This window comes from Shewanella scandinavica (genome assembly GCF_031932065.1).
GTDB lineage: Bacteria > Pseudomonadota > Gammaproteobacteria > Enterobacterales > Shewanellaceae > Shewanella > Shewanella baltica.
Map to the genome: position 1 here is coordinate 33,889 of NZ_JAUOES010000004.1, position 14,018 is coordinate 47,906.

The window sequence follows — 14,018 nt, forward strand, 5'->3', positions numbered from 1 at the left end:
GGATTGCTATTGATCATTGAGATCGAACACTAGCTCCCCCTCTAACCACGTCATTAAAATTTGAGTGTCAGCAATTTGTTTTGCTGTGGCTTGGGTAATGTCTCGCTCTAATACAACAAAATCGGCAGATTTCCCTAGCGCGATAGAACCAGTAATGTCACTTATGCCCAAGGCGTTAGCGGGATTTATTGTATAGGCTGCAATAGCACTGTGAATATCGGTGATGCCTGCATTTTGCAGATAGACTGCGTTAGCAATACCAACGAGTGGATTGATATCATTCACATTCCAGTCACTACTTAAAGTTACATTCGCGCCAGTCTTGAAAATAGGGTTAATAGGTAATAAAGCATTAGCTCGTTGCTTACCGATAAAAGGGATCGCCCACTCATGATCCTGCGCGGCAATGTAATCGCTACCCAATTGGAAATCGGCATCGACTTTGAGTGAGGCAAAGCGCTTGATATCTTGGGGAGATACCATTTCTAAATGCGTCATGGCATAAGGGCGAGTAGCTCCCTGAGATCGTAAAGTTTCAATGGCATCTAAGGTGTTGCGTACCCCTGCATCACCTATTGCATGAATATGTGCCCCGTATCCAATTTTGTTGAGTTCAGTAAGCCACCACGCCATTTTACTGGCAGGAACATACTCGAGTCCCCTAGGAAGGTCGGGGGTGTAGCTCCAATCATAGGGGGCTAATGTACTGGCAGTACCGTTTATGATGATGCCATCACTGTAGATTTTGACCTGATTGATGAGCAGCAGACGTTGTTTATCATCAGAATGAATTTTTTTAAAGAAATCAAGCTGTGCTTGGGGTTCATCGGCAGGATAAATCCAAGGGCGTAGACTGACTCTGGCGGTTAATTCATCATGACTTTCGACGGCTAGCCATGTTTCTAACCAGTCACGTTTCCAATAGAGTCGTCCATCACCGATAGTCGTTATCCCGTGCTCGGCAGCAGCTGCCAGACCATTTAATAAACCTTGATAATTGGCTTGTAGTAGATTGGGTTGTGATTTCCATGCTTGTTCCATCACAAGATCGCCAGCATTATCGAATAAAATACCGAGAAGTTTACCGCTCTCTTCATCTTTGAGGATCTTGCCGCCTTGCGGATCGGCTGTATGAGCGCTTATCTTAGCTTTGGCTAATGCGAGGGAGTTGACCCACATAGAATGGGATGTTTGCTCCATAATAACGACAGGATTATCGGGGAAGATTTTGTCTAATATTGCCAAAGGAGTGGGGCCACTCTCTTGCATTACTACACTGAGTTGATGGCCATAGCCGAGTAACCACTCTCCCGTTTCCAACTGATTTTTACAGGAGGTTAATGTGCGGATATAGCCGTTGAGATTAGTTTCATCATCCAGTAAACAGTCGCTACCTATTTCACTCGCGGCTTCAAACACATGATTATGGTTATCAATGAAACCAGGTAATAAGTAATGACCTTTTAAATCGATGACTTTGGTTTGATTGCTCACGTGATCCATGGCGTTAATGCTATTCCCAATGTAGACAATTTTGCCATCCTTAATGGCTAAACTAGTCGCTTGATCATGGCCATAGACGTGGGTATTGGTGAGTAAAGTATCTGCAAGTTCGTCGTTTGCACAGGCAGATAGGGTGAATAATCCCGTTAAGGCTAAGCATTTAACGAGTTTGTGTGGCGTCTTAGTCTGTTTCATTTGTACTTGAATCCCATGTTGCGTCAGCTATTGACTCATTATGGGATAATTCCACAATAGTGAAAGTTAGTGACTATCAAGAAAATGAGATACCCATGGGAAAAGACTGATAAGCCATATTTTTGTTGGTACATTGTGACTGGTTACTATGGTTTTTTGCGAAAAAGAAAGAGCGGACAGGCATACATTTTATGCTAAAGGTTACGCCAATTTCCCTGCGAAAGTAAAAAGATAGGACAGGCAAAACTCTTTTTGGATAAACAGCCGACACCGAGATTACAGTAGTTCACCTCCCACTGCGAAGTTGCTGAAGGGCGTTGAAGAAAATAGCGTGACGCAGACAGGACGTCTGCGTAGCTTTCGGGGGGAAGGGACGCCCCATCGGAAGCGTTAGCTATTTTCGAGTAAGCACGAAGCCAGTCACTAATGCATGTAACTTCGCTAGGGGCGTCTTGGAGAATCCAAGGAGGATAGGACGAGCAGTCCTCCTTGGTCGGGTGTGGGTTGAAGACCCACGACTTTAATCTTTTGCTTAAGCAGCAAATAATCTTTGGATAAGCAGGTTTACTGAGTGGATGTATCCACAAAAAGTGAAATACGGCGTGACGTATAAAACAAAACCCCAGTAAAAACTGGGGTTTATTATTTAAGCCTATGCTGGCAAAGGTTAGCCAGCCAAGCATACAAATTATCGCGTTATTTGATAAACGCGAACGCATCACCGTAGAGATGTGCTTCTTCTACACCAATCTCACGGAAGATTTCCCGTGCTGCACCCACCATGTCGAAACGTCCGGCGATATAGATATCGTAGCCATTTAAGCTGACAAAATCTTGTTTGATTTGCGCTAACAGATTGGCAGTTTTACCTTGCCAATTGGCTGGGGCTTCTTCGATGACTGGGACGAAGTGTAACCAAGGGTGAGCGTTGTGCCACTCGCGGGCTATGGTTTCAAAATACATGGCATCTTGGGTGCGACAACCCCAATACAGGGTGGTTTTAACCTGTTGGCCGAGGGCGATTTGGTGCTCGACGATACTCTTAGTGTATGAGAAACCTGTGCCGCCGGCTATTAACAGGCGAGGGCGAATGCTTTCGTGACGCAGGTGGGCTTCGCCGCCTGGGGCTTCGATGTCGATAGTGCTGCCATCAAGGGCGCAGGCTTTCAGGCGCTCGACTACTTGCATTGGGTAGCTTTCACTCACAGCGGCGCCAATGTGTAATTCGATCAGCTCGGCGTTTGGCGCTGATGCGATAGAGAAGGGGCGTTTATCTTTTTCTCCCATGACAACACATAAGTATTGCCCCGCTTGGAAATCGAAGGCGGTTTCAGGCCTTAACAATACTTGATATACGGCATCGTTAAATGGGTTAACTCTCTCTATCTTACAACGTATGGTTTTCATCAAACTTCCTTTGCACCTTTCTTCAACAGTATGTGTCTAGGTGTCGCTTTAGAGGCCTGTTATTGGCCTATTCTCTTGGCTTAAGCCGATACTTGAGTAATGGCTTAAGCTGAATTATAGGGTTGGGCTGTCGTCTATGCCTAACTCATCCCAGATTGAGTCGATCTTTTGTTTTACTTTTGGATCCATCACGATTGGCGTGCCCCATTCGCGGTTGGTTTCACCTTCCCACTTATTGGTGGCATCGAGTCCCATTTTTGAGCCTAAGCCCGCAACGGGTGAAGCAAAATCGAGGTAGTCGATCGGGGTGTTTTCGATCATCACAGTATCGCGTTTAGGGTCCATGCGGGTGGTGATCGCCCAGATCACATCCTGCCAGTCACGGCAGTTCACATCTTCATCCACTATGACAATAAACTTAGTGTACATAAATTGGCGCAGGAAAGACCAAGCGCCCATCATCACTCGTTTGGCATGTCCCGGATATTGTTTGCGAATTGAGATCACTGCCATGCGGTACGAACAACCCTCTGGTGGCAGATAAAAATCAACGATCTCAGGATATTGCTTACGCAAAATCGGCACAAACACTTCGTTTAATGCAACCCCCAGCATGGCAGGCTCATCCGGTGGACGGCCAGTGTAAGTGCTGTGGTAGATGGCATCTTTACGCTGAGTGATGTGGGTAACGGTAAATACTGGAAACTTATCGGTTTCGTTGTAGTAACCCGTGTGATCGCCGTAGGGCCCTTCTTCCGCCAGTTCCTCAGGATCGATATAACCTTCGAGGATGATTTCACTGGTGGCGGGCACTTCTAAGTCACAGCTTAATGCCTTGCAGACTTCGGTACGTTCACCGCGCAGTAAACCGGCAAAAGCGTATTCGCTCATGGAATCGGGGACTGGGGTGACGGCACCTAAAATGGTCACAGGATCGGCACCAAGCGCGACCACAACAGGATAACGCTCACCGGGGAATTGTTGTTTAAAATCAGCAAAATCTAACGCGCCGCCACGGTGGGATAACCAACGCATGATCAGCTTGTTTTTACCCAGTAACTGTTGGCGATAAATGCCTAAATTCTGACGACTCTTGCGCGGGCCTTTGGTGATGGTTAAGCCCCATGTCACCAGTGGTGCGACATCGCCCGGCCAGCAATGCTGAATAGGTAATTGGGTCAAATCGACTTCATCGCCAGTTTTGATCACTTGTTGGCAAGGGGGATTGCGCACTGTCTTTGGCGGCATATTCAAGGCTTGCTTGAACATAGGGATCTTAGCGATCGCGTCTTTAAAGCCCCGTGGTGGTTCGGGTTCTTTTAAAAAGGCTAACAGTTCGCCCACTTCTCGCAACGCTAAGGGATCGTCTTTACCGAGCGCCATGGCCACACGTTTTGGCGTACCGAACAGGTTTACCAACACGGGCATGTGATGATCTTTGGGATTTTCAAATAATAGCGCAGGGCCCTTAGCGCGTAATACGCGATCGGCGATCTCTGTCATTTCTAAATGAGGATCAACTGGGTAGCTAATGCGTTTGAGTTCGCCATTGGCTTCCAGATGATCAATAAAGCTGCGTAAATCCTTAAAACTCATGTGGAAATAGCCTCTGCAATGAAAATCCGTGTGGCGCGCACTATAGCATTTTTCTGTTTTAGGGTTAACCAATTCAGTGATCTTCAAGCTTAGGAAGCGTAAAATGGATGCCAGTAAGTCACGATTGATCTCGCTTACGCCCTTTATTTCGAGGTTTATATGAATATCCCAGTAACGTTTATTCAAGGAAAGTGTGTTCAAAGTCAATCACATGGCGTGCATAAGCGGCCGCTAAAGTGTTTGGTTTTATCACTGGCTGTGGGGATATCGCTCTTGGGCGCGCTCAGTGTGTCAACTGCGGCGGTTGCCGGAAATCGAGGCTATTCGGAGCAAGGCGAGCGCCAAGGTCATAGTGATAGCCACAGCCGTGGCGACAGTCATTACAACAATCGTCATGACAACCATTACGACAACCGCCATGTGCGCAACGATAATCGCCACTATCGTCCCTATTATCGACCTTATTACCGTCCCTATTACCCTTGGGGTTTAGGATTGGGTTTAGGTCTCGCTACGGGGTGGGGATCGGGTTGGAATGTCGGTTATGGTGTGAACACCCATTGGAATAATGATTGGGGTTGGAATACGTCGCGTGACGCCTACGCTCGAAATTACTGGAACTCGCCCTATTCGGGCATAGGTTTGTCGATTCCTATGCGCTACGACGATGAACCTGTGGCGATTTCTGCGCCTGTACGGGTAACAACCAGTATGCAATATTCTGCGAGTGAAGGCCGTATGGTGTCGAGTATGCCTGTAAATATGGCCGGACAATCGACTGGGCAACTGGTGTCGCAAACTAGTAACGTCACAGGCAAAACAGCTGCGACTCCCCGTCCACGGGCAGCGCACAGTGTGTCTAGCTTGCCGAGTAATGCCAGAATTGTGCAGCAAGATGGCCGTACACTTTACGAGTGGCAAGGCACGCTTTACGCTTACGACTGGAACAGTCAAACCTATCAAGAACAGTTAGTCAGATAGATTTACATTACGTAAATGACTGAGAAATTGGAGCCCCTTAGTGGGCTCCAATTTATTTATCATCTTTTATTATTTAGTTATCAGCTAGTTGTCGTTTTATAGCATAGCGGAGAAAACGTTTGAAAACCGTTCAACATCAGGTTCAAAATCCATCTGTCCAAAATCAGCATAAGGGCGCCAGTACATTATGGGTGTTACTTGCCTTAGCACTCGGAACATTCGCTTTAGGCACCACAGAATTTGCTTCCATGACCTTAGTGCCTTATATCGCGAGCGATTTAGGCGTAGAGGTTGCCCATGTGAGTTATGCCATTAGTGCCTATGCGTTGGGGGTTATGGTCGGTTCGCCGATTATCATGGTGCTGGCCGTTAGGGTCAGACGGCGAACACTCTTGATTGCCTTAGCCGGGTTAATGGCGGTGGCCAATGGCTTAAGTGCGTTAGCGCCATCATTGAATTGGTTAATCTTTTTTCGCTTTCTCAGCGGCTTGCCCCACGGAGCTTATTTTGGTGTGGCTATGTTGCTCGCCGCTTCTTTAGTGCCGCCAGAAATGAAAGCCCGCGCCGTATCGCGGGTGATTATTGGCCTTACACTGGCGACGATTATCGGTGTGCCGTTTGCCACTTGGATGGGGCAAACTGTGGGCTGGCGCTCAGGGATTGGCATAGTGGCGATTCTGGCGACCATTACGGCTGTGATGGTGTATTTTTTAGCGCCCAATCAAGCCGTGGCCGCTGATGCGAGCCCCAAAAAAGAGCTACAAACCCTGAAGAATCGTGAAGTCTGGTTGACGCTTGGCATTGCGGCGATTGGCTTTGGCGGTATCTTCTGCGTGTATACCTATCTGGCTGAAACCTTAATCCAAGTGACACAAGTCGAGCCGTTTAAGATCCCGATCATGATGGCGGTGTTTGGTATTGGCGCAACATTGGGGACCTTAGTGTGTGGCTGGGCGGCGGATAAGTCGGCCTTAGCGGCGGCGTTTTGGTCGTTAGTGTTAAGCACTCTGGTATTAGCGATTTATCCGAGTTTGACCGGACATTATTGGGCGCTGATGCCCGTAGTATTCTTTGTCGGTTGTGGATTAGGGCTTGCCACTATTGTGCAAGCCAGATTGATGGATGTGGCACCCAATGGACAGGCCATGACAGGGGCGTTAGTGCAATGCGCCTTTAATCTTGCCAATGCAATTGGCCCTTGGGTGGGCAGTTTAGTGATCCTGTCTGGACAAGGGATTGCCGCAACGGGTTATGCGGCGTCTTTGTTGTCATTAGGAGGACTTGTGATGTGGTGGCTGACCCACAGGGAGAGTCGCCGCGCGGTGAGCTTAAACACAGCCAACTGCGCCGACTAGCAAGTGGAACACTCAGGTTCGAGGTACAGTTATCCTGCTTCTCGAACCTGTTTTGTGCGCAATCTGCTAGCCTCCGTTTTGGCTAGAGCTAGGCTCTTTGTATGGTGATATCGGCGATATAACCATGCTCTGTGGCAACTAAGGCTTGTTTGAGCATGCCAGCCGCTTCATCGGCGGACATAAAGCTTGAGGTATCTAAAGCCTTACCGCTACTGGGCCAAAAGCCTGTGTCCATGCCGCCGGGATACACGGCAATCAACTTCATTGGGCTTTGTTTAAGCTCTAATCGCACCGACTCGATAAATCCCCGCACCGCCCATTTTGCCGCGCAGTAAGTGGATTCTCCCGCTTTGGCAGCCAGAGCTGCGGTGGACATGACCACAACCACAGTGATCGCTTGATCTTTATAGCGTTTCACTAATTCCCGCACTAACAAAATCGTCGAGGTGACATTGTTATTGAGCAGGCTGTGGATATCGCTGGCAGTTTGGGTTTCAATCGCCCCAAAGTAGCCGCTGCCCGCACAGTGGATCACGGTTTTAGGGGCTTGCGTCAGGCCATCGAACAGGGCTTCTAGACTCGATTCACTGGCGAGATCGGCGGTGATCGCGGCGATAGGCTTGTTGGAGAAGGGCGTTAATGCATTGGCGACGGTTTGTAGACGCTCGGCATTGCGGCCTGTGAGTGTTAGCGGTTCATTTTCTTTGGCGTAGAGCGATGCTAGCGCCGCGCCTAAACCACTGCTGGCGCCGGTAATTAATATCATAGTGACCTCGGTTAATGCTGCCTTTGCTTGAAAACCGCAGCTTAAACTCAAGTGCGCTTCAATTCATGATAAGGCGAGCGGTTAGATTAAGGTAAATAGCGGTTGATCGAATGCCACTTCATCGCCGTCTTTGGCCCAAATAGCGCTGATCACGCCATCGCGCTCGGCTTGGATGGGATTCATCATTCTCATCGCTTCGATAATGCAGACAACTTCACCTTGGCTCACCTTTTGGCCGACTTTAACCAGCGGCACATCATCGAGTTCTGCCGCCGCGTAAAAAGTGCCGACCATAGGCGAGACTTGCACAAAACCTTCCACACTTGGCGAAACGGCGGTTTGCTTTGCCTGTGTATTTAAAGGTGCCACGCGTGCTGTGGTTGGCGTTTGCGATGACTGCACATTGGCTGGCATAGGGCTGTAGCGGGTGATGCGAATCGACTCTTCACCTTCGGTGATCGCCAGTTCTGCTATGTCAGACTCTTGCACTAACTCAATGAGTTTTTTGATTTTACGAAGATCCATTGCCATTTATCTGCCCTTGCGAAGCACGCTATTGAATGGGATTACTGTGGCTGGTTGAGCCGCTTAATGGCTGCCGCCAGTGCAAACTCATAACCCTGTGAACCGAAACCGCAAATCACGCCTATCGCCTTATCGGAAAAATAGGAATGGTGGCGAAAGGCTTCACGGGCGTGCACATTGGATAAATGCACTTCAAAGAACGGAATTGCGACGCCAAGCAAGGCATCACGCAGGGCGACGCTAGTATGGGTAAAGGCGGCGGGGTTGATAATGATCATCTGTGCATCGGTCGCATGAATCGCGTTGATTAGCTCAAATTCGGCGTTGGACTGAATATGCTCAAGCTCAACTCCCGCCAACTTTGCCTGCTGGTTTAACTCCGCCACTATGTCGGCCAAGGTTTGATGACCGTAAACGCTGGGCTCGCGGCGACCTAAGAGGTTGAGATTGGGGCCATTGACGAGCAAAATTTTGTGACTCATTGCGCTTTCCTTTACGACATGCCTTGGAATTAAAGCTGGGAGGCATTTGTTAGTTTTGTAGATAGGTCACTAACTTAACCTGTTCAAGTCGATTTTGCATTATCCGTTAGTCAATTGTGTGTGAGCTGAGCATGTGCGAGCCGACTATACCATTGAAATCCAGCGCCATTGTCGGCCAGTTTCAACTGCGGCCTAATGCTGATTAACGCTAATAATCAGTCTTTTGCTGACGCATGGCTTTAGTGGCGGCTTTTTGTTTCTTGGACTCTAATCGCCGCGTTTGGCTGCCTTTGGTGGCGCGGGTAGGAATGCGTTTTTTCTGCACTTCACCGACGCTGGCGACTAAGGCGATAAATAGCTCCAACGCCGTTTGGCGGTTGGCATCTTGGCTACGGCTCGCTTGGCATTTAATGATGATTTTGCCGCTTTTAGTGATGCGGTGATCGGCCTTGTTGAGCAAGCGTTCTTGGTAATACTCGGGTAATGATGAGCTTTTAATATCGAAAATTAGCTGCGCAGCGGTGGACACTTTATTTAAGTGCTGACCGCCTGCGCCACTCGAACGGATAAATTGCCACTCGATTTCATTTTCCTGAAGTTCCACACGGTTTGAGATTTTTATCATGGCAAACTTAGGCATTTTTCAGCATGGATTGAGAAGCCATCAATAATCACTTATGGCTTTTCAATAGATTTGTTATCATCGGGCGCATTCTTTGCCATTGCATTGGTCAAGGCCATTGCTTGCAAAAGTGTTCTCGATTCGGAGTGCCTCTATGTTATGCCAAATCCCCGATATTGCTAAGGGTGTTATCAGTCTTTTTGCCAGTGGCCGACTATCCTCCACCGATTATCGGACCCGTTTACAGCCGGCGATTAAGAGTTATCGTAAGGATTGGGGCCAAGTTTGCCTGTATATTGAGGCAGATGTGTTACTCGAGGGCTGGGAATTTGAGTCACTCACAGGTAGTGGTGAAGTCCAATTACCTAATTTTGAAGCCTTAGTATTTGTGGGCGGACCTGATTGGGTGGGAAATGCGGTGCGCTTACTTGGTCCTTTTATGCAGGGCGAAGTGGCATGGTTTCCCCTAGAGCAGAAAACCAAAGCGATTGCTTGGATCACTAAGCGTTCGAATATCTAATGGTCTAATGTAGACCGTATTTACAAGGAATGAAGTATGTCTTTATTTAAATCGCGCGCTTTTTCTAAGCAAAATGTTTCAAAAATCAGTGCTATTGCGTTGGTGCTGGCGTTTACCGCTGGTCTGAGTGCCTGCGCGCCAGAAGTGGGTAGCGATGCTTGGTGTAAGCAGATGAAAGATAAGCCGTCTGGCGATTGGACTGCTAATGAAGCCGCAGATTACGCTAAACACTGCGTGTTTAAATAAGTGTTGCGTGTTTAAATAAGCACTGAGTATTTAAGTCAGCGTTAGCCTTTAGAGATCACAGCTTGAAAGACTTTGCTTGCGAGCTGTGAACTTATGTTTATCATACGGGTCAGATGTTCCGTTATCCGTTATCCGTTATCCGTTATCCGTTATCCGTTATCCGTTATCCGTTATTTGCTATAGGTGATATTTGAATTCTACCGCTAAGCCATTTTTTACTCGAATGGTGACCTTACTGATAGCCATTATCGTGCTGCAATTTGCTGGCGCGAATTTAGGTGCGCATCAGTTACATGCGGGCAATGGCGCGGAAGAAGCCGATAATCATCCCCATCTGCAATTTAGCGCCCAAGTGACCACTTTGGCCCAATGTGTCGATTGCGTTTGTCCAAGCGAGCAAGCCCTAGGTTTTGCTGACTATACGGGTGTCACCAGTCATCATGCGGGTGAAAACCAAAGCAACGAATTGCATTCCCACTTAGTGAAAACCACAGAATTACAGGATTTTGACCTGTGCCTCGATTGCCAATGCCATGGCGGTCATGTGGCGCTGTTATCTCCTGGGCTAAGCCAACCTGTGCAAGCCTTAGAAAGCGTTTTCCTCGCTGCTAATTTAGCCTATTTCCCGCCTGATAATTTACCTAAGTACCGTCCTCCAATAGCTTAATCCCCCACTATCCAGCTTATTCCTCGGTCTAAGGATCTTGATTCATTCTATTGAATCTCAATCTATTTCGCCGCGCGATAAGCCATGTATTTTCATCCCCAAAAATGCGCGTTAACTGATGCTCGGCAGCCTTGGTTGTTGTATCAGCCATTGGCCTTTAGCCATGTGGTGTGTTGGTTATGCATAGCTTAAGTTACGCATAGTGTTAGCTATGTTTACTTAGCGGGATGATTCGAACGGCGCTTATTTGCCATGCCCAAACGATAGGATTGCTTTGTATTGAGCTATTTCAAATGAAGCTCAAATCTAGCTGTCTCACATTGGGCGCAAAAGTCAGCCGATCCACATTCGATATTGTTAGGATTTGCGATGAACAAAACGACTCTCGCCCTTACCTTGGCTTGCCTGTTTCGATCGGGCTTGCTGAGCTGCGGATTAGTATTGGCTGCCGGATTGCTAGCCTTTGCCCTCGCGGCAGAAAATGACACTCTTGAAGTATTCCTTAAAACCAAAGCCCTTGAAACCAATCCCTTGGAAACCAATGCGCTTGAAACCAAAGCCTCAGAAGCCGAGGTGTTTAAGGCTAAATCACTGGGTTTGCCCGCCAAAGAAACCGACACGCCATATGTCGCTTTAGGCCAATGGTTGCCCGCGTTACTCACACAGTTCAATCAGTTGTCTGAAGTGCAGGCGCAGCTTACACGACAGCAACAAGCAGAGCTTGCCATTCAGGCGGCGGATCGCGCCGTGTATAACCCTGAGCTTGGGCTTAACTATCAAAATGCCGACACAGATTCCTACAGTTTAGGTCTGAGTCAAACCCTCGATTGGGCTGATAAGCGCGGCGTGGCGACAAAACGTGCCGAGCTTGAAGCCCAAATCCTGTTAGCGGACATAGGTTTAGAGCGTAACCAAATGTTGGCCGAACGCTTACTAGCATTGGCAGAACAGGCGCAAAGCCGTAAGGCGCTGATCTTTGCCGAGCAGCAATTAAGGTTCACTAAGGCGCAGCTCAGTATTGCCAAGCAGCGGTTGGCGGCGGGGGATTTGTCTAACGTTGAGTTGCAATTGATGCAACTCGAGTTAGCAACTAACACCGCCGATTACGCCTTAGCTGAGCAGGCGGCCTTAGTGGCCGACGGCAAAGTGATTGAGTTACTTGGAAATAATAATTTTGCCTTTAGCGAGTTTATTAAGGAGATCCATGTATTCGTGACTCAGGCTAAGCAAGCGCCAGCAACCGAGTTGAGCCCCTTAACATCCACTTTGCCGGCTCTGGCGAGTGCCTATCAGCAAGTGCTGCTGGCACGAGTCAATGCCATGCAAGTCAAGGCCGATACGTCAGCAGACCCGACCATTAGTCTAGCCGCCGAAAAGGAAGGTACGGACAATAAACTTGGGGTTGGTGTGTCGATTCCCCTGCAAGTTCGCAATAACTACAGTGAGTTACAAGCTGTAGCCGATAAGGGTATTGCGATCGCCGAGCAAGGCTATCTTGCCCGTGAGCGAGTACTTACCACTAAGCAGAAACAATTCCTCTATGCGTTACCGCGTTTGCTTGAGCGTTACCAAGACTGGCGCGAGTTAGTGCAAGTGTCAGGTGCTAAAGCGGCTAAATCCTTAAGCCAACAATGGCAGGCGGGGGATGTGAGTACCAGCGAGTACTTACAGAGTCGTCGGCAGTTAGCCGCCAGTTATTTGGTGGGCTTAAACCTAGAAACGGCTATCTATCAGAGCTGGTTAACTTGGATGGGCGAAAGCGGCCAGCTTATGCCTTTTTTGGATGGTAGCGCTGAACAGATCAGCCAAGCACCTTCACACATGCCCAATGCCGCCGCGCGCACAGTAAACCCATGAGGTCACAATAATGAATTCACATACTCACCACAAAAATGTCCTTCAACTGGATGCTGTAACAACGCCTGAAAAGCGTCGGTTTAACCTATCAAAAATCGCTCTCGCATTATTCGTGCTGAGCACGTGGGTATTTAGCGCTCAGCCTGTATTGGCTGGCGGTGATCACGCACCCGCGGCTAAGGAAAGCAGTGATTCAGTAACGCAAACGGCGCCGACGGATGAACATGGCGAACAGGCGCTGAAATTGACCGAAACGCAGCAAGCCTTGGCGGGGATTAGCTTATTACCTTTGTCGAGCGGTAGCTTGAATATCACCAATTTGAATTTGGATATCAGGGCGACGGCGACCTTAGTGGTGGATCGCGATAGAACTGCCACCCTTGCGCCGCAGCTCGATGTGCGCGTGTTGGCGCGTCATGTGGTGCCGGGGCAAGAAGTCAAAAAAGGTGAGCCTTTACTGACCTTGGGCGGCTCAGCCGTTGCGCAGGCACAGGCGGATTACATCAATGCCGCTGCCGAATGGAGCCGAGTCAAACGCATGAGCGAAGGCGCCGTGAGTGTCAGCCGCCGTATGCAGGCGCAGGTGGATGCCGAACTTAAACGGGCGATTTTAGAGGCGATTAAGATGACGCCCGCGCAAATTCGCGCTCTGGAATCGACGCCCGAAGCCATCGGCAGTTATCAACTTTTAGCGCCGATTGACGGACGAGTGCAGCAAGATATCGCCATGTTAGGCCAAGTAATTAGTGCGGGCACGCCGTTAATGCAGCTGACCGACGAGTCCTATCTGTGGGTTGAGGCGCAGTTAACGCCTACCCAAACCGCGCATATCACTGTCGGCAGTGCAGCCTTAGTGCAAGTGGGGGATAAGACGCTGGCGGGCAAGATCATAGGTCGCTCCCATGAGCTCGATAGCGTGACGCGCACCGAACAAGTGCTGGTGAGTATGCCCAATCTTGACCATGTGCTACACGCGGGGCAATTTGCCGAACTCTACTTTGCCAATACTGTCGCCAACTCTGCTGATAAGGCTGGTGGAATCGTGCTGCCCGATGCGGCGCTCACCCGCAGCGGCGATGGCGACTGGCAGATTTTTATTCAAGATGAAGATGGCTTCGAGTCCATTGAGGTAGAAGTGGTGCAGCGTCAGCGCGGCTTGAGTTTAGTGCGCGGCGCTGAGCTTGAAAAAGCCCAGCAGGCAAAGCTTAAGGTCGTGGTGGCTGGTGCATTTTTCTTGGCGTCCGAGCAGGCGAAAGCAGGCTTTGATATCCATAACCATTAATGTCGCCACTGAAC

The 14,018-nt window shown here is 48.9% G+C and carries 14 protein-coding genes; 7 read left to right on the forward strand and 7 right to left on the reverse strand.

Annotated elements, in window-relative coordinates:
* Positions 1-6 precede the first annotated feature (6 nt).
* The 3 genes from Q4Q50_RS04085 to ubiD all read right to left on the reverse strand — a co-directional run bounded on the left by Q4Q50_RS04085 (position 7) and on the right by ubiD (position 4,701).
* Positions 7-1,698: an amidohydrolase gene (locus tag Q4Q50_RS04085; protein ID WP_311898518.1), complete on the reverse strand. Its 1,692-nt coding sequence runs from the start codon at positions 1,696-1,698 to the stop codon at positions 7-9.
* Between the two features lie 696 nt (positions 1,699-2,394).
* Positions 2,395-3,105: an NAD(P)H-flavin reductase gene (gene fre, locus Q4Q50_RS04090; protein WP_311898519.1), complete on the reverse strand. Its 711-nt coding sequence runs from the start codon at positions 3,103-3,105 to the stop codon at positions 2,395-2,397.
* A 114-nt stretch (positions 3,106-3,219) separates the two neighbouring features.
* Positions 3,220-4,701: a 4-hydroxy-3-polyprenylbenzoate decarboxylase gene (ubiD, locus tag Q4Q50_RS04095; RefSeq protein ID WP_107949400.1), complete on the reverse strand. Its 1,482-nt coding sequence runs from the start codon at positions 4,699-4,701 to the stop codon at positions 3,220-3,222.
* 159 nt (positions 4,702-4,860) lie between these two features.
* Between ubiD and Q4Q50_RS04100 the strand changes: the two genes are divergently transcribed.
* A complete protein-coding gene (locus tag Q4Q50_RS04100; protein ID WP_311898520.1) occupies positions 4,861-5,682 on the forward strand; it encodes a hypothetical protein in 822 nt (273 codons plus the stop codon).
* 119 nt (positions 5,683-5,801) lie between these two features.
* Positions 5,802-7,037, forward strand: coding sequence for an MFS transporter (locus Q4Q50_RS04105; RefSeq protein WP_311898521.1), 1,236 nt, complete (start codon positions 5,802-5,804; stop codon positions 7,035-7,037).
* Positions 7,038-7,125: 88 nt separating this feature from the next.
* On the opposite strand, the gene Q4Q50_RS04110 is transcribed toward Q4Q50_RS04105, so the two are convergent.
* From Q4Q50_RS04110 to arfB, 4 genes are all read right to left on the reverse strand, one after another.
* Entirely contained in the window at positions 7,126-7,803 is a 678-nt protein-coding gene (locus Q4Q50_RS04110) for an SDR family NAD(P)-dependent oxidoreductase (RefSeq protein ID WP_311898522.1), read from the reverse strand.
* 81 nt (positions 7,804-7,884) lie between these two features.
* On the reverse strand, positions 7,885-8,334 hold the full coding sequence (accB, locus tag Q4Q50_RS04115; RefSeq protein WP_259482840.1) for an acetyl-CoA carboxylase biotin carboxyl carrier protein: 450 nt from the start codon (positions 8,332-8,334) through the stop codon (positions 7,885-7,887).
* A 35-nt stretch (positions 8,335-8,369) separates the two neighbouring features.
* Entirely contained in the window at positions 8,370-8,810 is a 441-nt protein-coding gene (gene aroQ, locus Q4Q50_RS04120; RefSeq protein ID WP_028759381.1) for a type II 3-dehydroquinate dehydratase, read from the reverse strand.
* 208 nt (positions 8,811-9,018) lie between these two features.
* A complete protein-coding gene (gene arfB, locus Q4Q50_RS04125; protein ID WP_311898526.1) occupies positions 9,019-9,450 on the reverse strand; it encodes an alternative ribosome rescue aminoacyl-tRNA hydrolase ArfB in 432 nt (143 codons plus the stop codon).
* A gap of 136 nt (positions 9,451-9,586) precedes the next feature.
* Here arfB and Q4Q50_RS04130 point away from each other — a divergent pair, with 136 nt between their 5' ends.
* The 5 genes from Q4Q50_RS04130 (at position 9,587) to Q4Q50_RS04150 (ending at position 14,004) form a co-directional block, all read left to right on the forward strand.
* Complete coding sequence (locus Q4Q50_RS04130; RefSeq protein WP_011845671.1) at positions 9,587-9,952, forward strand: SpoIIAA family protein; 366 nt, start codon at positions 9,587-9,589, stop codon at positions 9,950-9,952.
* A gap of 36 nt (positions 9,953-9,988) precedes the next feature.
* Positions 9,989-10,198, forward strand: coding sequence for a DUF3012 domain-containing protein (locus Q4Q50_RS04135; RefSeq protein WP_006079957.1), 210 nt, complete (start codon positions 9,989-9,991; stop codon positions 10,196-10,198).
* A 223-nt stretch (positions 10,199-10,421) separates the two neighbouring features.
* Positions 10,422-10,865, forward strand: a complete 444-nt coding sequence (locus Q4Q50_RS04140) for a hypothetical protein (RefSeq protein WP_198555653.1) — start codon at positions 10,422-10,424, stop codon at positions 10,863-10,865.
* Positions 10,866-11,234: 369 nt separating this feature from the next.
* Positions 11,235-12,722 carry a TolC family protein gene (locus tag Q4Q50_RS04145; RefSeq protein WP_311898527.1) on the forward strand — a complete coding sequence of 496 codons (1,488 nt, stop codon included), beginning with the start codon at positions 11,235-11,237 and terminating at the stop codon, positions 12,720-12,722.
* Positions 12,723-12,732: 10 nt separating this feature from the next.
* Positions 12,733-14,004 (forward strand): efflux RND transporter periplasmic adaptor subunit, encoded by a 1,272-nt coding sequence (locus Q4Q50_RS04150; protein WP_311898528.1) that lies wholly within the window; start codon positions 12,733-12,735, stop codon positions 14,002-14,004.
* Positions 14,005-14,018 lie beyond the last annotated feature (14 nt).

Coding starts and splice junctions, on each gene's coding strand:
- Q4Q50_RS04110 (WP_311898522.1), bottom strand. CDS start 7,803: ATGATATTAATTACCGGCGCCAGCAGTGGTTTAGGCGCGGCGCTAGCA.
- fre (WP_311898519.1), bottom strand. CDS start 3,105: ATGAAAACCATACGTTGTAAGATAGAGAGAGTTAACCCATTTAACGAT.
- aroQ (WP_028759381.1), bottom strand. CDS start 8,810: ATGAGTCACAAAATTTTGCTCGTCAATGGCCCCAATCTCAACCTCTTA.
- Q4Q50_RS04150 (WP_311898528.1), top strand. CDS start 12,733: ATGAATTCACATACTCACCACAAAAATGTCCTTCAACTGGATGCTGTA.
- ubiD (WP_107949400.1), bottom strand. CDS start 4,701: ATGAGTTTTAAGGATTTACGCAGCTTTATTGATCATCTGGAAGCCAAT.
- Q4Q50_RS04130 (WP_011845671.1), top strand. CDS start 9,587: ATGTTATGCCAAATCCCCGATATTGCTAAGGGTGTTATCAGTCTTTTT.
- Q4Q50_RS04145 (WP_311898527.1), top strand. CDS start 11,235: ATGAACAAAACGACTCTCGCCCTTACCTTGGCTTGCCTGTTTCGATCG.
- Q4Q50_RS04085 (WP_311898518.1), bottom strand. CDS start 1,698: ATGAAACAGACTAAGACGCCACACAAACTCGTTAAATGCTTAGCCTTA.
- Q4Q50_RS04135 (WP_006079957.1), top strand. CDS start 9,989: ATGTCTTTATTTAAATCGCGCGCTTTTTCTAAGCAAAATGTTTCAAAA.
- Q4Q50_RS04100 (WP_311898520.1), top strand. CDS start 4,861: ATGAATATCCCAGTAACGTTTATTCAAGGAAAGTGTGTTCAAAGTCAA.
- arfB (WP_311898526.1), bottom strand. CDS start 9,450: ATGCCTAAGTTTGCCATGATAAAAATCTCAAACCGTGTGGAACTTCAG.
- Q4Q50_RS04140 (WP_198555653.1), top strand. CDS start 10,422: ATGGTGACCTTACTGATAGCCATTATCGTGCTGCAATTTGCTGGCGCG.
- accB (WP_259482840.1), bottom strand. CDS start 8,334: ATGGCAATGGATCTTCGTAAAATCAAAAAACTCATTGAGTTAGTGCAA.